We start from the raw sequence: 19,764 nt of genomic DNA on the forward strand, positions 1-19,764 counted from the left end.
GCTTGATCTTGCGGGTTGACTTTTGTGTGTGATTTTGCACGAACCCCTATATCTAGTGGTTCGCTGCGATCGGGATACAAGATAATGCGGTATTGGGGGCTTTGCAAGGCGATCGCCTGTGGATAACGTGTGCGTACTTTGTGAGTGAATGGTGGGTATTCGCTGTAGGCCTTGTGCCAAGTGGTTTGCAGTATTTTTCTGCAACGTGACGGCCTTGGGCAGTTTTTTTCGGGCGCGAACCCTGTCACAAAAAACGGTTCAGTTGAGGGGGCGGTAGGGCATGGTTGAAGATCTGGGTGCCTGTGAGATCGAGCGCCGCCCGCGCGGCGCATCGCGAGCTGCGCTCGCTCCTACGTTTGTTTCTGGCCAGTTACGCCTGTTACAGGCGCGCGCGACCGCTTTGTGTGTACGACACGATATCGCGCCGTACGCCAAGGCGTTCGCGCGCAAATCCCACAGGAATGATTGGCCCGAAACAAACGTAGGAGCGAGCGCAGCTCGCGATGCGCCGCGCGGGCGGCGCTCGATCTCGCAGGCCCCACCCATCTACATTCATACTCTCAGCTGCCCTGACACGATCCCAAGAACAACAAGGCCAAAGCCATGGACCACCCCATACCCCGCATCCTCATCGTGGAAGACGACCAGCGCCTCGCCGAGCTCACCGCCGAATACCTGCAGGCCAATGGTTTCGAGGTCGCGGTGGAGGCCGATGGCGCACGTGCCGCGAGGCGCATCATCGACAGCCAGCCCGACCTGGTCATCCTCGACCTGATGCTCCCCGGCGAGGATGGCCTGAGCATCTGCCGCCGGGTGCGTACCCAATACCCCGGGCCGATCCTCATGCTCACCGCGCGCAGTGATGAACTCGACCAGGTTCAGGGCCTGGACCTGGGGGCCGACGACTACGTCTGCAAACCCGTGCGCCCACGCTTGCTGCTGGCACGTATCCAGGCTCTGCTGCGCCGTAGCGAAACCGTGGATAGCAAGCGCCAGGACCTGGCCTTTGGTGCGCTGCGTATCGACAACCGCCTGCGCGAGGCGCACCTGGGCGAGCAGTTGATCGAGCTGACCGGCGCCGAATTCGACCTGCTCTGGCTGTTGGCCAGCAACGCTGGCCGGGTGCTGACCCGCGAACAGATCTTCACCGCACTGCGTGGCGTGGGCTACGACGGCCAGGACCGTTCCATCGACATCCGCATCTCGAAAATCCGCCCCAAGATCGGCGATGACCCGCTTCAGCCGCGGTTGATCAAGACCCTGCGCAGTAAAGGCTACCTGTTCGTCGGCGAGGCACCATGAACAATTCGATCTTCCTGCGCATCTACGGCGGCATGCTGGCCGTGCTGGTGCTGGTGGCCTTGCTTGGCGTGCTTAGCCTGCACCTGGTCAATGAAGTGCGCGCTGCCCAGCACCGCGAGGGCCTGGCCCAGGGCACCTTCAGCCTGATGGCCGACAACCTGGCAGTGCAGAATGAAACCCAACGCAAGCGTTCGCTGCTGATCTGGGAGCGCCTGCTTGGCGTGCCGTTGGCGCTGCAGCCGCTGAGCGTACGCAGCCTTGACGGCAGCCAGCGGGCGCGCCTGTACCGTGGCCTGGTGGTGGTCGAGAAGATTGGCCCGCATGCGGCGCAAGTGCTGCGCAAGGTGGGCCAGGAAGACCTGATGCTGGTCGCGCAGATCAAACAGATCAGCGAGCAGCTGGCGCGGGCCACCCTCTATCTATTGGCCGACGAATTGGTGCGCTACCCGGTAGCCGAACAGCAGCAGCGCCTGGCACAGATCAAGCAGGAAAAAGGCTTCGGCTTTGGTGTCGCCTTGCAACGTATTGAGCGGGTCGGCCTGGACGATGACCAGCGGCGCCGGGTGGAGGAGGGGGACACGGTGATGGCGCTGGGCAAGGATGGTGACTCGATCCGTGTCTTCGCCGGGCTGACGGGCTCGCCATGGGTACTGGAAATCGGCCCGCTGTACCAGCTCAACCCTTACCCGCCGCAGTTGCTGATCCTGATTGCCTTCCTGGGGCTGTGCCTGATCGGCCTGGTGGTCTACCTGCTGGTGCGTCAGCTGGAGCGTCGTGTGTCAGGCCTGGAGATTGCTGCCACGCGCATCGCCCAGGGCAGCCTGGACACCCGCGTGCCGGCCGGCGACGCCGACTCGGTGGGGCGCCTGGCTGCTGCCTTCAATGGCATGGCCGAGCACCTGCAGCGTTCGCTGACCATGCAGCGCGAGCTGGTGCGAGCGGTGTCCCACGAGCTGCGCACGCCGGTGGCGCGCCTGCGCTTTGGCCTGGAGATGATCGAAAGCGCCACGAATGAACAGGCGCGGGCAAAGCACCTGGCGGGCATGGACGGTGATATCCAGGACCTCGACAAGCTGGTAGACGAGATGCTGACCTACGCCCGCCTGGAGCAGGGCGCACCGGCCTTGAAGTTCCAGCGGGTCGATCTGGATGCTTTGTTCGATCGGGTGATCGAAGAGCTGGCACCTTTGCGTGCCGAGGTGCGGGTGGTGCGCGGTGACTGCCAGGGCGCGGATGCCGAAGGCGCCTGGGTCGAGGCCGAGCCGCGCTACTTGCACCGTGCCCTGCAGAACCTTGTCGGCAATGCCATGCGCCATGCCGAGAGCGAAGTGCGCTTGAGTTATCAGCTGGGCCAGCAACGTTGCCGCATCGATGTGGAGGATGACGGCCCGGGGATCCCCGAGGGGTTCTGGGACCGCATTTTCACGCCCTTCACCCGCCTCGATGACAGCCGTACCCGTGCCTCGGGCGGGCATGGCCTGGGCCTGTCGATCGTACGGCGGATCATCTACTGGCACGCGGGCCGCGCCACAGTGGGCCGCAGCGAGGTGTTGGGCGGAGCCTGCTTCAGCCTGAACTGGCCAAGGCAGCAGGCACCGCTGTAAAGGTCAGACGCTGACCAGGCTCAGCAGGTGGCCGTCCTGCTGGCAGAACTGGCCTTGCAGCTCTGCGCCTTGCTGCCACTGCGGTGACAGGTCGGTGAGCAGGCGCAAGCGCGCCAGCCCTTCTGCGGACCAGTCGAGCACTTCTGCGTGTTCGAAGTAGAAGCGTTGGCGCGTCAGTGGGTACAGGGTCTTGAACAAGCTTTCCTTCAGCGAGAACGTCAGGGTGACCGTAAGCCCAAGCTGGCGGCGGTCCAAGCGCTCCAGTTCTGCCGGGGTGAGGATTTCGCCCATCAGCCGCTCGGCGCGTTCGTCATCCAGCAAGGCTTCCTGATCCAGGCCCAGACCTTGGCAGCTTTTTTCGCCGGCGACCACCGCGGCGGCCCAGCCCTTGCCGTGTGTGATCGAGCCATGAATACCGGCAGGCCAGATGGGCGAGCGGTCTTCGTGGGTGCCGGGCACGTAGTCGCGGCCGTCCAGGTGCTGCAGCGCGGCACGGGCACATACGCGACCGGCCAGGTACTCGGCCTGGCGCTTAGTCACCGAGCGCAGCAGGCTGGCACTGGGCAGTACGCCAGCGCGCTGGAAGTCGTCGGCGGCCAAGTGGGCAGGGTCGAAGGCGCAACTGACCAGCACCGCGCCGGGCAATGGGTGGGGCAGGGGCCAGTGGTGCTGGAGCGGGGCGCAGCAGGCGGGAAGTGTGTTCATGGCGGTTATTGTGCCAGCTGTGCAAGCGCTAAGGGAGGTGGCGTGGCAGGATGACTTAGCGCAGCCATGAAAACATGGCGCAGATCACAGCGTGATCCGTGTGGGAGCGGGTTTACCCGCGAAGAATCACCGCGGTGGATGGCACGGGCTTCGCCCGTGTTCGCGGGCAAGCCCGCTCCCACACAGATCGCGCCAGCTTTTAGACATTGAGCAAGACAGTTGCTGCCACAACGATTGCACAATCTTTTATTTGAACACCTTCTTGAAGAACGCCTGCATATCCGCCCAGGAACGCTCGTCCGCTGCCTTGTTATAGCCAATGTCCGGCCCCCCATGCTCACCATGGCTCAGCCGATCGGCATCGGGGTTGGTGAAGCCGTGCTTGGCCCCTTCAATGTTGACGAACTGGTAGTTGACCTTGGCCGCATCCATTTCCGCCTTGAACGCGTCCACCTGCTGTTGGGTGACCATGCTGTCCGCAGCGCCATGTTCAACCAGGATGTCCGCGCGCACTACGCCAGGCTTGGCCGGCGTTTTGGTGGACAACGCGCCATGGAAACTCACCACGCCGTCCAGTTTCTCTCCACGACGTGCGGCATCGAGCACCACCTTACCGCCAAAACAGTAGCCGACAGCGCCCAGTTGATGCTTGTTCACATTCGGCTGCTTTTTCAACAGGTCCAGGCCCGCGTCGAAGCGCGCTGCGGCTGCGGCCGGGTCCTTCATCGCTTCGGCCATGAATGCCTGGGCATCCTGCGGGTGCTCGGTGTGCTTGCCATCGCCATACATGTCGATGGCCAGCGCTTTGTAGCCCAGGGCGGCAAGATCTCTCGCGCGGCGCTTGGCATAGTCGTTCAGGCCCCACCATTCATGCACCACAACGATGCCTGGGCGTTTGCCGTCCAGCGCATCATCGTAGGCGTAGTAGCCGACGAGGCGGTTGCCATCGTCGTCCTGATAAGGAATCTCACGGGTCACTACCGCCGCTTGGGCGAGGGCGGCGCTGCACATCAGGGTCAGGGCCAGCAGGGCTCGCATGTTCACTACTCCTTGTTTTGCTGTCGGTTCGTTCAGCCGGGGTTCAGCCAGGGTTCAGTCGCGGTTCAGGGTGCCCTGATTACTCTAGCTTCCAGACCGAAACAGCGCACCCAACTGGAGTACCCAGCCATGAAAACCTTCAATACCCTGCTTGCCGCCATGGCCGTTTGTGCCGCTGGCATCACCACCGCCCAGGCCGCGGACGACAACTTCGCCAGCCTCACCTACGGCCAGACCAGCGACAAAGTCCGCAAGTCCGGCCTGCTGCAACGTAACACCGACCACCTCAATGCCGACGGTATTATCGGCAAGGACGATACCTGGGGTGTGCGTCTGGGCAAGATCAACGACCAGGGCCGCTACTACATGACTTATGACAACGTCTCGGGTGACCACAGTGGCCTGAAGTTGCGCCAGGAAAACCTGCTGGGCAGCTACGATTTGTTTCTGCCGGTGGGCGATACCACCAAGCTGTTCGGTGGGGGCAGCCTGGGTGTGACCAAGCTCACCCAGGACTCGCCCGGCGCCAGCCGGGATACTGACTACGGTTATGCCTACGGTCTGCAGGCCGGTGTGATCCAGGACATCACCGACAAGGCCTCGGTCGAACTGGGCTACCGTTACCTGCGCACCAATGCCGCGACCGAGGTGGGCGCACATGGCGGGCCGAAGGACGGCACCCTGCGTCTGACCAGCAGCGCCCAGACCTACCTGGCTGCTTCATACAAGTTCTGACGGACGAGCCGCGTTATCCTGTACTGGCCTCTTCGCGGGCACGCCCGCTCCCACAGGCGCTGCACAAACCTCAGAAACCGTGCAGTGCCTTTGGCTTCACAGGTGCTGCACAAGTTTCAGAAACGGTGCGATTGCTGTGGGAGCGGGCGTGCCCGCGAAAGGGCCGGTACAGGCAATACACATAAGGAGCTGCACATGAAACTGCTGGTGGTCGAGGACGAAGCCCTGCTTCGCCATCACCTCTACACCCGCCTGGGCGAAAGCGGCCATGTGGTCGAGGCGGTCGCTGACGCCGAAGAAGCGCTGTACCAGGCCGAGCAGTACCACTTCGACCTTGCCATTATCGACCTGGGCCTGCCCGGTATCAGCGGCCTGGAGCTGATCACGCGCCTGCGCAGCCAGGACAAGACCTTCCCCATTCTCATCCTCACGGCCCGTGGCAACTGGCAAGACAAGGTCGAGGGCCTGGCCGCCGGTGCCGACGACTACCTGGTCAAGCCGTTCCAGTTCGAGGAGCTTGAAGCAAGGCTCAATGCCCTGTTACGCCGCTCCAGTGGTTTCATCCAGTCGACCATCACCGCTGGCCCCTTGGTACTTGACCTCAACCGCAAGCAGGCCACCCTCGACGAACAAGCTTTGGCCCTGACTGCCTACGAATACCGCATCCTCGAATACCTCATGCGCCATCACCAGCAGGTGGTGGCCAAGGATCGCCTGATGGAACAGTTGTACCCAGGTGACGAAGAGCGCGACCCCAATGTCATCGAAGTGCTGGTTGGCCGCCTGCGCCGCAAGCTTGAAGGCGAGCACGGCTTCAAGCCCATCGACACGGTGCGCGGCCTGGGCTACCTGTTCACTGAGCGCTGCCGATGATCCGCTCGCTGCGGGTGCGCCTGATGCTGGCCGCCGCAGTGTTGGCGCTGCTGTTCATGCTGGCGCTGCTGCCGGCTTTGCAGAAGGCCTTCAGCCTGGCTTTGCAGGAATCGATCGAGCAGCGGCTGGCCTCTGATGTAACCACACTGATTTCCGCTGCGCGTATCGAGCATGGCCGGTTGCAGATGCCGACACTGCTGCCGGACGAGCGCTACAACCTGCCCTACACAGGCCTGCTCGGCTATATCTTTGACCGCGACGGCAAACTGGTCTGGCAGTCGCGTGCCACCGCCGACCGGCACATCAACTACCAGCCGCGCTATGACGGGCGCGGCAACGAGTTCGACCGCATTCACCAGTCCGATGGCGAAGAGTTCTTCGTGTACGACGTCGAGATAAAGCTGCTGGGCGGGCAGAGCGCCGCCTACAGCATTGTCGCGCTGCAGCCCGTGAGCGAGTACAAGGCCACCCTCAATGGCCTGCGCGAAAAGCTCTACCTGGGGTTCGGCGCTGCATTGCTGGCGCTTATGGTGTTGTTGTGGGCAGGCTTGACCTGGGGGTTGCGCTCGTTGCGACGCCTCAGCCACGAACTGGATGAAGTGGAATCCGGTGCACGTGACGGCCTGAGCGGCGAGCACCCACGCGAGTTGCTGCGCCTGACCCGCTCGCTCAACCGTCTGTTGCGCAGTGAGCGTGAGCAGCGCACGCGCTACCGTGATTCGCTGGACGACCTGGCGCACAGCCTGAAGACGCCGCTGGCGGTGCTACAGGGCGTGGGTGAAAGCTTGCAGCAGCGCAGCGGCGAGCGCGAGCAGGCGCGGGTGCTGCAAAGCCAGATCGAACGCATGAGCCAGCAGATCGACTATCAGCTGCAACGCGCCAGCCTGCGCAAGAGTGGCCTGGTACGCCACAGCGTATTGCTGCGGCCGTTGCTCGACAGCCTGTGCAGCACCTTGGCAAAGGTTTACCGGGAAAAACGTGTGGACGTGGTGCTGGAGTTGCCGGCCGCGGCGCAGGTACCGATGGAGCAGGGCGCGTTGCTGGAAATGCTCGGTAACCTGCTGGAGAACGCCTACCGGCTGAGCCTGGGGCAAGTGCGGGTGAGCCTGGTGAAGGCGCCGGGGCATCTGACCTTGTGCATCGAGGACGACGGGCCGGGCGTGCCCGCCGACCAGCGTGAACGCATTCTGGAGCGTGGGGAGCGGCTGGACAGCCAGCACCCGGGGCAGGGCATCGGCTTGGCAGTGGTCAAGGATATCGTCGACAGCTATGACGCCGAGCTGAGCCTTGGCGATTCTCCGCTGGGAGGCGCCGCGTTCAGGATCACCTTCAACCTGGATTGACTCGTAGCCAGTGCCGCCCATTCGCAGGTAAATCCGCGAATGGGCGGCACTGGCAATTCATAATGGGCGGATTTCCGCCATTCCTCCCTGTACAAATTCCGCCACCGGGCGGAAATCCGCCAATCCGCCCTGGGAATATCGCCCTGTCGTTGGGCATTTATCCCTAGTAAATACGGGCCTTGCACCCTTCATGGGCATTTTGGCACCACCCTTGCTATTGATCCTCGCAGAGGCCTGCCCAGGCAGCTCGAACACAACGACAAATCCCTCCAAGTGCAGGAGGGTTAGCGATTCAGGTGCCCCCATCACCCTGGGAAGGGTGAACCGGCACACTTGAGGAAAATTAGCCATGACGACACGTCAGCCGCTGTACAAATCCCTGTATGTTCAGGTGTTGGTCGCCATCACCATCGGCATCCTGCTCGGCCACTACTACCCGGAAACGGGCGTTGCCCTCAAACCCTTGGGTGACGGCTTCGTCAAACTGATCAAGATGGTCATCGCCCCGATCATCTTCTGTACCGTGGTCAGCGGCATTGCCGGCATGCAGAGCATGAAGTCGGTCGGCAAAACCGGCGGCTACGCGTTGCTGTACTTTGAAATCGTCTCCACCATCGCGCTGATCATTGGCCTCGTCGTCGTCAACGTGGTCAAGCCAGGCGCTGGCATGCACATCGACGTCAGCACCCTGAATGCCAGCAGCGTGGCTGCCTACGCCGCCGCTGGCTCGCAGCAGACCACCGTCGGCTTCCTGCTTAACGTCATCCCCAATACGGTCGTCGGCGCGTTCGCCAACGGCGACATCCTGCAAGTGCTGATGTTCTCGGTGCTGTTCGGTTTCGCCCTGCACCGCCTGGGCAGCTACGGCAAGCCGGTACTGGACCTGATCGACCGCTTCGCCCATGTCATGTTCAACATCATCAACATGATCATGAAACTGGCACCGGTCGGCGCGTTTGGCGCCATGGCCTTCACCATCGGCCAGTACGGTGTCGGCTCGCTGGTGCAGCTGGGCTACCTGATGGCCTGCTTCTACATCACCTGCCTGCTGTTCGTGCTGGTGGTACTGGGCGGTATCTGCCGTGCCCACGGCTTCAGCGTGCTCAAGCTGATCCGCTACATCCGTGAAGAACTGCTGATCGTGCTGGGTACTTCGTCCTCGGAGTCGGCCCTGCCGCGCATGCTGGCCAAGATGGAGCGCCTGGGTGCCAAGAAATCGGTAGTCGGCCTGGTTATCCCTACCGGCTACTCGTTCAACCTGGACGGTACCTCGATCTACCTGACCATGGCTGCGGTGTTCATCGCTCAGGCCACTGACACCACCATGGACATCACTCACCAGATCACCCTGCTGCTGGTACTGCTGGTGGCTTCCAAGGGGGCTGCCGGCGTTACCGGTTCGGGCTTCATCGTGCTGGCCGCGACCCTGTCGGCTGTTGGCCACCTGCCGGTTGCCGGCCTGGCGCTGATCCTCGGCATCGACCGCTTCATGTCCGAAGCCCGCGCCCTGACCAACCTGGTGGGCAACGCCGTTGCCACTGTGGTGGTGGCCAAGTGGGTCAAGGAAATGGACGACGACAAGCTGGCTTCGGAATTGGCCTCCGGTGGTGCGCCGTTGATCGATACCCGCCCGACCGACGACCTGGGCGTGGCTGAAGGCCCGGCTCGTTGATAGCTAGTTGAAATGAGAAAGGCGACCCAAGGTCGCCTTTTTCGTGTCTGCGCGGTCCCTTGTGGGAGCAACTGTCTTGCTCAATTTCTAAAAGCTGGCGCGATCCCTGTGGGAGCGGGCTTGCCCGCGAACACGGGCGAAGCCCGTGGCCCTCAGCCCAGTACCACTTCCAGCACCCGGATGACGTCCGGCTGCGGGTAATGCCACCTTACTTGCACATCCCAGAACTTCACCCCGTACACCCGCTCAGCCGGTGGTATCTGGTAGGCCGGCCGTGGGTCCTGCGCCAGGCATTGCTCGATCAGTTCCACCAGCGGCTCGCTCAGGCGCAGCGCATGCTCGCGGGCCTGGAGCAGGGCGTTGTCGGCCCAGTGCACGGCAATTGCCACCGGCGCAGCATTGGCCATCTGGTTGCTGGCGCCAGCGATGCTGTCGGCATAAGGCACATACGGCTTGATATCCAGCACCGGCGTGCCGTCGAGCAGGTCGATCCCGGACAGCAGCAGGCGCCCGGGCTCCACGCCCTCCAGGCGTACCACCGACTGGCCGATGCCGTTGGGCCGGTGGGTTGCGCGCGTGGCGAACACCCCCATGCTCTTGTTGCCGCCCAGACGCGGTGGCCGCACTTTCAGACGCGGCTTTTCTTCCAGGGCCTGGTGGAACAGAAACAGCAGCCAGACATGGCTGACCTGCTCCAGGCCTTCGACCGCGTCACCTTGATCGAACGGCGGCAACAGTTCGAGTACGCCACGGGCGGCAGGTGCCAGCTGTGGCTGGCGCGGAATGGCAAACTTTTCCTTGAAACAGGAATGGACGATGCCGACCGGGACAACCGTATGCTGCATGGCCACTCAGCCGCGCACGCGCAGGGGCAGGCCCTTGAGGAAGTTGCGCAGCAACTGGTCGCCACACGGGCGGTAGTTGTCGTGGCCAGCCTTGCGGAACAGCGCGCTGAGCTCAGGTTTGCTGACCGGGAAGTTGACCGACTTGAGAATCGCGTGCAGGTCGTCTTCCTTGAGCTCAAAGGCCACACGCAGCTTCTTGAGGATCAGGTTGTTGGTTACCGGCAGCTCAATCGGCTGCTGCGGGCGGCTATCGTCCTTGCCTCGGCGGTAGATCACCAGGCCGTCAAGGAAGTGCGCCATCACCCGTTCCGGGCAGCGCACGAAGCCTTCCTCTTCTTCTTTTTTCAGGTAGGTGGCCAGCACCAGAGGATGCACTTCGAGGCCAGAGAGCCCAATGATCTCGGCCATCTTGGCGTCGTTCACCTTGAGCATGTAGCGCAGGCTGCGCAGGACGTCGTTGTGGTTCATTGCAGCAGAATCCTGTTCAGGTGCCGCGCGTTCCGGCGCGGCGTATTGCTTAAAAACGTTCGGAGGTAGCCAGGTAGCGCCATTGGCCCAAGGGCAACTTGCCCATCGACACACCCCCCAGGCGAATGCGTCGCATGCTTAAAAGCTCCAGACGCAGGTAGGCGCATAGCTCGGAAATCTGCCCTGGTTGTGGGTTTTTCAACACCATGCGCAAGTGTGTCTCGTTCTGCCAGCTGGCCTTGGCCTTAGGCAATTCGCGGTCATTGCGCATGGCCCCGCGCGCCAGGCGTTCCAGCGCCTGGGGGGTGGTCTCGCCGCGCACTTCAATGATGAACTCCTGCTCCAGGCGACGCAGGTCGGCTTCGATCTTGCGGGATACCCGCCAGTCTTGGGTAAACACCTGCAGGCCGCTGGCGCCACGCTCCAGCGGTGCCACACAGGCCTGCCGGGCAAAATGCCCGTGCAGGGCGCGCACGCCTTCGCGGTGGGCTTCGCTGAGGCTGCCCATGTTCATGCTGGCGCGGGCGTCTTCACTGTCCATGCCGGCTGGCTGGTTCAGCAGCAGGGTCACCGGCTCCAGGGTTTCGGCACGGGCGCCCGGCAGCAGCTCGACGCGCTGCTGCTCAACCTTGAACTGCGGCTGCTCAACCACCACGCCATCGACCGTTACCCAGCCTCCTTCAATGTACTGCTCGGCCTCGCGGCGGGAGCAGCCGAGCTGCTCGATGAGGCGTTTGGACAGGCGGACGGGTTCGGACATGGGGCAATTCGCAAGGCAGGGAAAGGCCTCCATTGTACCTGCCTGCAAGCGGTAGATGATGGGAATCTGTGTCAGATGCGCCATTTTGGACACATAGCGCGGCACATTCAGGCGCCGCCTCAAGGCACTGTGCGCATTAGCCTCATGTGCAGCAGAGGGTAGGGCTGGCCCAGGCCGTCGGTTTCCGAACGGCCGATGACCTCGAAACCTTCATGCAGGTAGAAGCCCAGCGCTCTCGGGTTCTGTTCGTTGACGTCAAGGTACTCGGCATTCAGTTCGCTGATTGCATAGCGCAGCAAGCGCTTGCCTACCCCTTGGCCGCGGTAGCCAGGTGCGACGAACAGCATGTCTATCCGCCCGTTGGCGACACCGGCGAAACCACAGATGCGCTGGCGGTCCTTGCAGCAGATCAGCATCACTGCGTCGAGATACCGGCGCAGCACATGCTCGCGCAGTAGCAGGATATAGCCCTCTGGCAGAAAGTCGTGGGTGGCACGTACCGAATCCTCCCACACTTGTACCAGCTCGCTGTAGTCGCTCAAGCGCGGGGTTTGCAGCGTCAGTAGCGCAGGCATGCCGGCGTTCCTCTGGGGCGATAGGGAAAACATAGCAGGCCAACCACCGGTCGGCTTGTTCGCTTGGCGCTTGAGACCTGGGGAGTGACGGTCTATTAATTAAGCGTGGGAAAAAATCCCACGTAAATATAAGTTCAATCTGAAACTGGATTCCTGACTGATTTGGCGTTCTCGTGGCGAAGACCTGGAGACGGACTATGCAAATCCACCTGCTGTTCAAGAAGGCGTTACTCGCGGCAGCTGTAGCTGGCGTGTTATCGATGTCCATTGCCTTGATCCCTGACTCGATTTCTCATGGCACCAGTGCTTACGCTAAAGATGGCGGCGGCGGCGGCGGCGGTGGCGGTCATGGGGGAGGCGGTGGTGGCCATGGTGGCGGTGGAAGTGGCGGCGGCGGTGGTCACGGTGGCGGCGGAAGTGGCGGCGGCGGTGGTCACGGTGGCGGCGGAAGTGGTGGAGGCGGTGGTCACGGTGGCGGCGGAAGTGGTGGAGGCGGTGGTCACGGTGGTGGTGGAAGTGGTGGCGGCGGTGGTCACGGTGGCGGCGGAAGTGGAAGTGGTGGCCACGGCAGCGGCGGTGACGGTGGTGGCCATGCCGGCAACAGTGGCAGTGGCCACGACGGCAATTCAAACGCTGGGCGCAGCAGCAACCATGCTGAAGCAGGTGACGATCATGGTAATCATGTCGGCGGTGAGCCTGGGGATGATCACGGTAATCATGTTGGTGGTGAACCTGGTGATGATCACGGCAACCATGTGGGTGGCGAACCGGGTGATGACCACGGTGTTCATGCCGGTGGCGAGGCCGGGGATGACAACAGCAGAAGCTGATTGGTACTGATCCGAAGTGGTCCATACAAAACCCAGCGGACGGGTTTTGTATGAGCAGGTTCTGGCCTGCCTGCCTTTGTCACGTCATTTCCAATGAGCGCTGACAGCTTTTTCCTCGCCCAAGCCGGGACATGATTGCGGTTTGCGTGGGATTTATTCCCTCGCCTTATACTGGGTGCCTCTGTCAAGGAATGCCCTCAATGCAATCGCCTGTTTTACCCCCGTCGATGCTGAGTGCGCTGCGGCGTGTCATGCGCCCGCTGGTGCGCCTGATGCTGCGCAAAGGGGTCACCTACACGATGTTCACCGACCTGCTCAAGGAGGTGTTCGTCGATGTAGCCCATCGCGAGTTTCGCCTGAACGACACTGCGCCAACCGACAGCCGTATCAGCCTGCTTACAGGCGTACATCGTAAAGATGTCCGGCGGCTGCGTAATGAGGGCGACACTGCACGTGCGACCCTGCCGGATAACATCACGCTAGGTGCACAGCTGGTCAATGTGTGGACCAACACCCCACCATTCTGCTCGGCGCCCGGCCAGGCGAGGGCGCTTGCACGGCTAGCCAGTGTGGGTGGCGATTGCTCATTCGATGCCCTGGTCGCCAGGGTCAGCACCGATATCCGCGGTCGGGTGGTGCTGGACGAATGGCTGCGCCTGGGCGTCGTGCGGCTCGATGAGCAGGATTGCGTGCACCTGGAAGCCCATGCATTCGTGCCACAGAAGGGTTTTGATGAAAAGGCTGCGTACTTCGGCCACAACCTGCATGACCATGCCTGTGCTGCGGTGCATAACCTCAGCGGCGAAGGCCAGCCGTTTTTTGAGCGTAGCGTGCACTACGATGCCTTGAGCCCGGCCAGCGTCGAGCATCTGCGTGACGTGGTAGCCAAGGATGGCATGCAGACACTACTTGCCTTCAGCCGACTTGCAGCTGAGTTGGAGAGTGTTGATGAGCCCGGTATCGAACAACGTCAGCGCATCACTGTCGGGCTTTATTTCTACACTGAAGCTACCGATTCCGATCCGTCGAAGACACCCGGGCCATGACACTTTTTGTGCGCTACCTCAGTGCTGTCACGTTTGCCCTGGTTTTCGGGTGGAACCTGATGGTCCCGGGCGAGGTGGCTGCAGCGCCGGTATGTGTCAGCCGTGACGAAGTGGGTATGGCCGGTGCCGCGAGTCTGCAGTTTCCCGGCGGCATGGGCGGCACCGGTGTGCGCAATGAAAATGGCGGCGTCGGTGGCACCGGTGCCCCAGTTCAGCAACGCCCTGGGGGTACAGGCGGCACAGGTGCAGTGGCGGATGGTGTGGACGGTACCAGTACGCCGATCCTGCGCCCGGGTGGTACTGGGGGTACAGGCATCGTCGGTACCATCACCGGCTTCGCCTCGATCTGCGTCAATGGCATGGAAGTGCACTATGGCAAGGACGTACCGGTGAGTGAAAACGGCGCACCTACCAGCAGTGGTCAGCTGGCGATCGGGCAGGTGGTGGCGGTGGAGGCATTCGCCACCCAGCGCGGCCTGCAAGCAGGGCGCATTTCGATCCTCAACGTCTTCGAAGGGCCATTGACGGCGCTGCCCAATGCCTCGGCCCCCCTGCGGGTCATGGGGCAACCTGTGCGGTTGGCCGCTGGCGCGCGGGTGGCTGAAGGGCTGCGCCCTGGTGAGCCCGTGAGGGTCAGCGGCCTGCGCGATGCCCGGGGAGAAGTAGTGGCCACCCGCATCGAACGGGCACCGGGGTTGAGGGAGGCCAGCGCCATCGGCGCGGTTGATCGCACTGGCAGCCTTCAAGGGTTGAAGTTGGGTACCCGTGTGGCGCCTGCTCGTGAATTGCTGGTGCGCGGCCAGTGGACCGGGCGCCAGCTTGAAGTGGCGCAAACCCGTCCAGACCCGAGCCTGCCTTTTGCTGGCCGTGTCCAGCAGGCGGTGGTTGAAGGGCTGGTGCAGCGCACACAAGCTCGGCAGTTGGTGGTCGCAGGTATCAATGTGACGTTGGGGCAGGGCACCGTAATTGTCGGCAGGCAGCCAACGGCGTTGGCGCTCGATCAACGTGTGCGGGTGAGCGGGGTGCTCAATGGTACTCATGAGCTGCGGGCAACCCGCGTGGAACTCCAGGACGACCGTGTAGACAATCCCGGCAGAAGCCAGTCGGGGCACGGTAGTGAGCATGACAAAAGCAGCTCCGGCGGTTCCAGCAGCGGTCATGGCGCAAGCGATGCGACCAACGATCGCGATGAAAGTAGTGATGATCACAGTGGGCGCAGCGCCGTCGACGGCTCCGGTAGCCATGGCAGCGTTGACAAGTCGGGAGCGTCGGCACACCGCGACACCTTGGAGCGGTCGGCCCGCAGCAACAGCGGAAGCTCCGATCGGGTTGAAAAGGTTGAAGTCGAAAAAACCGGGAAGGTTGAAAAAGTAGAGAAGGTCGAAAAGCCCGAGAAAGTCGAGAAAGTCGAGAAAGTCGAGAAAGTCGAGAAAGTCGAGAAAGTCGAGAAGGTCGAAAAAGTCGAGAAGGTCGAAAAAGTCGAAAAAGTCGAAAAAGTCGAAAAACCTGAACGGGTCGAAAAGGTCGAAAAGGTGGAGTTACCAGAGAGAGTTGAGAAGGTGGAAAAAGTCGAGCATCCAGAGCGATCCGGGCGTTAGCCAACTAGGCTGTGAAAATCCGACCATGCTTCCCGAAAGCGTACTGAGGTGCAAATGAGACCCTCGCTCGCTCTTTTCGCCTGTTTGCTCTCATGCACCTGTGTGTCGGTGCAGGCTGATACCTTCAGTGCCGCCATTGGCATGGACTATTCAAGTGGCGACTATGGCACCGGCACCACGTCGGAAATCTGGTATTTGCCAGTGGTCGGCAAGTATGAGAGCGGCCCCATGACTTACAAGGTTACCGTGCCCTGGTTGCGTATCACCAACCCCGAAGTCGGCCCCAATGGTGACCCCTTGCCCGGTGGTTGCCGAGACGTGGAGAGCGGGTTGGGTGACACGGTTGCCAGCGTCGCCTATGCATTGTTAGATGGTAGTGACGGCGGCCTGATGCTGGACCTGATCGGCAAGGTCAAATTCCCCACCGCCGACGAAGACCAGTGCCTGGGCACCGGACAGTACGACTACACCACCCAGGTCGACATCACCAAGGGCTTTGGCTCGGTCACCGGCTTCGCGACACTGGGTTGGAAGAAATTCGGCGACCCGCCCGATAGCGATTTCGACGACCCGGTATTTGCCAGCCTCGGTTTTGCCCTGCCGGTGGCGGTCGGTACTTCGGCCGGCGCCTCCTACGATTGGCGGCAGAAAGTGGTCTCGACCGGGGCGCAGATCAAGGAGCTTACCTTGTTCCTCACCCACAAGCTCAACCCGCAGTGGAAAGTCCAACTCTACGCAGTCAAAGGCTTCTCGGATGCCAGCCCGGATGCCGAGGGCGGCCTGATGCTGTTCCACACGTTCTGACAAAAAAGCCCCTGCACCGGTCATTCCCTAATGGAGAGCGCCGGGGCAGGGGCTTTGCAGGCTTCAGCCGTTTTAGATGGGTTCAGCCCACATGTCGTATTCGTCGGCATCCACTACACGGCAACGCACTTTGTCGCCTGGTTTGAAACCATGGTCGCCATCGATGAACACGCTGCCATCGATTTCCGGTGCATCGAAGAAGCTGCGGCCAACCGAGCCTTGTTCTTCAACTTCGTCGATCAGCACGTCGATTTCCTTGCCGATACGCAATTGCAGGCGGGCAGCACTGATGGCCTGCTGGTGGGCCATGAAGCGGTCCCAGCGCGACTGCTTGACGTCGTCCGGTACTTCTTCCAGGCCCAGGTCGTTGGCCGGGGCGCCTTCTACCGGCGAGTACTGGAAGCAGCCCACGCGGTCGAGCTGGGCTTCGGTCAGCCAGTCCAGCAGGTACTGGAAGTCTTCCTCGGTCTCGCCCGGGAAGCCGACGATGAAGGTGGAGCGGATCACCAGCTCAGGGCATTGCTCGCGCCAGTTCTTGATGCGTGCCAGGGTGCGGTCTTCGAAGGCAGGGCGCTTCATCGACTTGAGCACTTTCGGGCTGGCGTGCTGGAACGGGATGTCCAGGTACGGCAGGATCTTGCCGGCAGCCATCAGCGGGATCACGTCGTCAACGTTCGGGTAAGGGTACACATAGTGCAGGCGTACCCAGGCGCCCAGGCTGCTCAGCGCTTCGCACAGCTCGAGCATGCGGGTCTTGACCGGGCGGCCGTTCCAGAAGTCGGTCTTGTACTTGACGTCGACGCCGTAGGCGCTGGTGTCCTGGGAAATCACCAGGATCTCCTTGACCCCGGCCTTGACCAGGCGCTCGGCCTCACTCAGCACTTCACCCACCGGGCGGCTGACCAGCTTGCCGCGCATCGACGGGATGATGCAGAAGCTGCAGCTGTGGTTGCAGCCTTCGGAGATTTTCAGGTAGGCATAGTGGCGCGGGGTCAGCTTGACGCCCTGTGGCGGCACCAGGTCGATCAGCGGGTTGTGGTCCTGACGCGGTGGCACCACTTCGTGAACGGCGTTGACCACCTGCTCGTACTGCTGTGGGCCGGTGACCGACAGCACGCTTGGGTGCACGTCACGGATGTTGCCTTCCTCGACGCCCATGCAGCCGGTGACGATGACCTTGCCGTTTTCCTTGATTGCTTCGCCGATCACTTCCAGCGATTCGGCCTTGGCGCTGTCGATGAAGCCGCAGGTGTTGACCACCACCACGTCGGCGTCCTCGTAGGTGGGCACGACTTCATAGCCTTCCATGCGCAGCTGGGTCAGGATGCGTTCAGAGTCGACCAAGGCTTTTGGGCAACCCAGGCTTACGAAACCTACCTTGGGGGTGGCGGGCGTGGTGGACATGACTAACCTCGGTATTGAATGCAGGTCGCCCGGCCGGAATCGGGGACGAACTTGACGGGCGCTTTTGGCGCCTCTGATCAAAAAGTGCGCAATTCTAGCGAGCGCAAGGGCGCTTGACCAGCAGAAATACGACGAACGCTGCGCTATGCTTCGCGCCGTTGCGCCGGGGTGCCTTCAAGGGCCTGGCGGCAAAGTGATTACCAAGGGCCGTAAAGGCCGTTTGCGGGAGTGGTCGATGGTTCAGGCAAGCAGTCACGCTGAGGGCGGGCACGAGGGGAAGCAGGGGGCGTCGCGGTCGGTGGGCCTGCTCGTGGCGGCGGTCGGTGTGGTTTATGGCGATATCGGCACAAGTCCGTTGTACACCCTCAAGGAGGTCTTTACCGGCGGCTATGGGGTGTCGGTCAACCATGATGGCGTGCTGGGGATCCTGTCGCTGATCCTGTGGTCGCTGCTGTGGGTGGTGTCGTTCAAGTACGTGATGTTCATCTTGCGTGCTGATAACCAGGGTGAGGGCGGCACCATGGCGCTGACTGCACTGGCGCGGCGGGCCACGGCGGCCTACCCGCGGCTGCGCACGCTTATGGTGATCTGTGGCTTGATCGGCGCTTCGCTGTTCTATGGTGACAGTATGATCACCCCGGCGGTATCGGTGCTGTCGGCGGTGGAGGGCGTAGGCCTGGCCTTCGACGGTATCGACCACTGGGTAGTGCCAATTTCGCTGGTGGTGCTGGTGGCACTGTTCCTGGTGCAGCAGCACGGCACCGAGAAGATCGGCAAGCTGTTTGGTCCGATCATGGTGACTTGGTTCGTGGCGCTGGGCGCGCTGGGTGTGCATGGCATCTCGCAGAGCCCGGAAGTGCTCAAGGCGTTCAACCCGGGCTGGGCAGTCAACTTCTTCGTGGTGCACCCAGGCATCGGCGTGGCCATTCTTGGTGCGGTGGTGCTGGCGCTGACCGGTGCTGAGGCGCTGTACGCCGACATGGGGCACTTTGGCCGCAAGCCGATTGCCCGGGCCTGGTTCATCCTGGTGCTACCGGCGCTGCTGCTCAACTATTTTGGCCAGGGTGCACTGCTGCTGCAAAACCCGGAGGCGGCGCGCAACCCGTTCTACCTGCTGGCGCCGGACTGGGCGCTGCTGCCCTTGGTCGGGCTGGCCACCATGGCCACGGTTATCGCCTCGCAGGCGGTGATTTCCGGGGCCTTCTCCCTGACCCGTCAGGCCATCCAGCTGGGCTACATCCCACGTATGCACATTCAGCACACCTCAAGCGACGAGCAGGGGCAGATCTATATTGGTGCGGTGAACTGGACGCTGATGGCGGGCGTGGTGCTGTTGGTCATCGGCTTCGGGTCGTCGGGCGCTCTGGCGGCTGCCTATGGGGTTGCGGTCACCGGTACCATGCTGATGACCACCATTCTGGTATCCGCGGTGATGCTGCTGCTGTGGAAGTGGCCGCCGCTGCTCGCAGTGCCGATTCTGGTCGGCTTCCTGTTAGTCGACGGGCTGTTCTTCGCCGCCAACGTGCCGAAAATCGCCCAGGGCGGTGCCTTCCCGGTGTTGGCCGGCGGTGTGCTGTTCCTGCTGATGAGCACCTGGAAGCGCGGCAAGCAGATTCTGGTCGAGCGCATCGATGAAGGTGCGCTGCCGTTGCCATTGTTCATCAGCAGCATCCGCATTCAGCCACCGCACCGGGTCGAGGGTACGGCAGTGTTTCTGACTGCGCGCTCCGATGCCGTGCCGCATGCGCTGTTGCACAACATGCTGCACAACCAGGTGCTGCACAGCCAGGTGGTGTTGCTGACTGTGGTCAGCGAAGACCGGCCCCGGGTGCCGGAACATGAGCGTTTCGAGGTGGAAGCCTATGGCGACGGATTCTTCCGTGTGTTGCTGCACTTTGGGTTCATGGATGAGCCGGACGTGCCTGCCGCGTTGAAGCTGTGCCATCTGGATGGCCTGGACTTCACGCCGATGCGCACCACCTACTTCCTTAGTCGCGAGACGGTGATCGCGTCACGGCTGGAGGGGATGTCGCGCTGGCGGGGCAACCTGTTCGCGTTCTTGCTGAAGAATGCCAACGGCAACCTGCGCTTCTTCAACCTGCCGTTGAACCGGGTGATCGAGCTGGGGACGCAGGTCGAGATCTGAATTGGGTTATACGGTA

18 protein-coding genes are annotated in these 19,764 nt (G+C 62.2%); 11 read left to right on the top strand and 7 right to left on the bottom strand.

The window, feature by feature from the left end; translation table 11 throughout:
• Nucleotides 1–603 precede the first annotated feature (603 nt).
• Nucleotides 604–1,302 carry a response regulator transcription factor gene (locus QCL51_RS05720; RefSeq protein WP_103444803.1) on the top strand — a complete coding sequence of 233 codons (699 nt, stop codon included), beginning with the start codon at nucleotides 604–606 and terminating at the stop codon, nucleotides 1,300–1,302.
• Nucleotides 1,299–2,906, top strand: coding sequence for an ATP-binding protein (locus QCL51_RS05725; protein WP_338444637.1), 1,608 nt, complete (start codon nucleotides 1,299–1,301; stop codon nucleotides 2,904–2,906). Before QCL51_RS05720 ends, QCL51_RS05725 begins: the two co-directional genes overlap by 4 nt.
• 3 nt (nucleotides 2,907–2,909) lie before the next feature.
• Here the strand turns inward: QCL51_RS05725 and QCL51_RS05730 are convergent, their stop codons facing one another.
• A complete protein-coding gene (locus QCL51_RS05730) occupies nucleotides 2,910–3,611 on the bottom strand; it encodes a 4'-phosphopantetheinyl transferase superfamily protein (RefSeq protein WP_021783308.1) in 702 nt (233 codons plus the stop codon).
• A gap of 246 nt (nucleotides 3,612–3,857) precedes the next feature.
• Nucleotides 3,858–4,649, bottom strand: a complete 792-nt coding sequence (locus tag QCL51_RS05735; RefSeq protein WP_021783309.1) for a dienelactone hydrolase family protein — start codon at nucleotides 4,647–4,649, stop codon at nucleotides 3,858–3,860.
• Nucleotides 4,650–4,778: 129 nt separating this feature from the next.
• Between QCL51_RS05735 and QCL51_RS05740 the strand changes: the two genes are divergently transcribed.
• From QCL51_RS05740 to QCL51_RS05755, 4 genes are all read left to right on the top strand, one after another.
• Nucleotides 4,779–5,384 carry an outer membrane beta-barrel protein gene (locus QCL51_RS05740; protein ID WP_010952338.1) on the top strand — a complete coding sequence of 202 codons (606 nt, stop codon included), beginning with the start codon at nucleotides 4,779–4,781 and terminating at the stop codon, nucleotides 5,382–5,384.
• 195 nt (nucleotides 5,385–5,579) lie between these two features.
• Nucleotides 5,580–6,257, top strand: a complete 678-nt coding sequence (locus QCL51_RS05745) for a response regulator (protein WP_021783310.1) — start codon at nucleotides 5,580–5,582, stop codon at nucleotides 6,255–6,257.
• Nucleotides 6,254–7,600, top strand: a complete 1,347-nt coding sequence (locus tag QCL51_RS05750) for an ATP-binding protein (RefSeq protein ID WP_021783311.1) — start codon at nucleotides 6,254–6,256, stop codon at nucleotides 7,598–7,600. The genes QCL51_RS05745 and QCL51_RS05750 overlap by 4 nt, the downstream gene beginning before the upstream one ends.
• Before the next feature lie 349 nt (nucleotides 7,601–7,949).
• Entirely contained in the window at nucleotides 7,950–9,272 is a 1,323-nt protein-coding gene (locus QCL51_RS05755; protein WP_021783312.1) for a dicarboxylate/amino acid:cation symporter, read from the top strand.
• A gap of 152 nt (nucleotides 9,273–9,424) precedes the next feature.
• On the opposite strand, the gene tsaA is transcribed toward QCL51_RS05755, so the two are convergent.
• From tsaA to QCL51_RS05775, 4 genes are all read right to left on the bottom strand, one after another.
• A complete protein-coding gene (gene tsaA, locus QCL51_RS05760) occupies nucleotides 9,425–10,117 on the bottom strand; it encodes a tRNA (N6-threonylcarbamoyladenosine(37)-N6)-methyltransferase TrmO (protein ID WP_101196305.1) in 693 nt (230 codons plus the stop codon).
• 6 nt (nucleotides 10,118–10,123) lie between these two features.
• Nucleotides 10,124–10,585: a DUF1456 family protein gene (locus tag QCL51_RS05765; RefSeq protein ID WP_338444638.1), complete on the bottom strand. Its 462-nt coding sequence runs from the start codon at nucleotides 10,583–10,585 to the stop codon at nucleotides 10,124–10,126.
• Between the two features lie 49 nt (nucleotides 10,586–10,634).
• Nucleotides 10,635–11,345, bottom strand: coding sequence for an rRNA pseudouridine synthase (locus tag QCL51_RS05770; protein ID WP_021783315.1), 711 nt, complete (start codon nucleotides 11,343–11,345; stop codon nucleotides 10,635–10,637).
• A 119-nt stretch (nucleotides 11,346–11,464) separates the two neighbouring features.
• On the bottom strand, nucleotides 11,465–11,920 hold the full coding sequence (locus QCL51_RS05775) for a GNAT family N-acetyltransferase (protein WP_021783316.1): 456 nt from the start codon (nucleotides 11,918–11,920) through the stop codon (nucleotides 11,465–11,467).
• A 294-nt stretch (nucleotides 11,921–12,214) separates the two neighbouring features.
• On the opposite strand from QCL51_RS05775, the gene QCL51_RS05780 reads away from it, so the two are divergent.
• The 4 genes from QCL51_RS05780 (at nucleotide 12,215) to QCL51_RS05795 (ending at nucleotide 16,198) form a co-directional block, all read left to right on the top strand.
• Nucleotides 12,215–12,760 carry a hypothetical protein gene (locus QCL51_RS05780; RefSeq protein WP_031322339.1) on the top strand — a complete coding sequence of 182 codons (546 nt, stop codon included), beginning with the start codon at nucleotides 12,215–12,217 and terminating at the stop codon, nucleotides 12,758–12,760.
• Nucleotides 12,761–12,950: 190 nt separating this feature from the next.
• The gene (locus tag QCL51_RS05785) at nucleotides 12,951–13,796 is read left to right on the top strand and encodes a DUF6502 family protein (protein WP_021783318.1); all 846 of its coding nucleotides are present in this window, start codon (nucleotides 12,951–12,953) and stop codon (nucleotides 13,794–13,796) included.
• On the top strand, nucleotides 13,793–15,394 hold the full coding sequence (locus tag QCL51_RS05790; RefSeq protein WP_338444639.1) for a DUF5666 domain-containing protein: 1,602 nt from the start codon (nucleotides 13,793–13,795) through the stop codon (nucleotides 15,392–15,394). The genes QCL51_RS05785 and QCL51_RS05790 overlap by 4 nt, the downstream gene beginning before the upstream one ends.
• A 54-nt stretch (nucleotides 15,395–15,448) precedes the next feature.
• Nucleotides 15,449–16,198, top strand: coding sequence for a hypothetical protein (locus QCL51_RS05795; protein ID WP_033738921.1), 750 nt, complete (start codon nucleotides 15,449–15,451; stop codon nucleotides 16,196–16,198).
• Between the two features lie 72 nt (nucleotides 16,199–16,270).
• Here the strand turns inward: QCL51_RS05795 and rimO are convergent, their stop codons facing one another.
• Nucleotides 16,271–17,602: a 30S ribosomal protein S12 methylthiotransferase RimO gene (rimO, locus tag QCL51_RS05800; protein ID WP_021783321.1), complete on the bottom strand. Its 1,332-nt coding sequence runs from the start codon at nucleotides 17,600–17,602 to the stop codon at nucleotides 16,271–16,273.
• A 235-nt stretch (nucleotides 17,603–17,837) separates the two neighbouring features.
• Between rimO and QCL51_RS05805 the strand changes: the two genes are divergently transcribed.
• Nucleotides 17,838–19,748: a potassium transporter Kup gene (locus tag QCL51_RS05805; RefSeq protein WP_021783322.1), complete on the top strand. Its 1,911-nt coding sequence runs from the start codon at nucleotides 17,838–17,840 to the stop codon at nucleotides 19,746–19,748.
• Nucleotides 19,749–19,764: the final 16 nt, after the last annotated feature.

This window comes from Pseudomonas sp. LTR0, from assembly GCF_036630035.1.
Taxonomy (GTDB): domain Bacteria; phylum Pseudomonadota; class Gammaproteobacteria; order Pseudomonadales; family Pseudomonadaceae; genus Aquipseudomonas; species Aquipseudomonas putida_Y.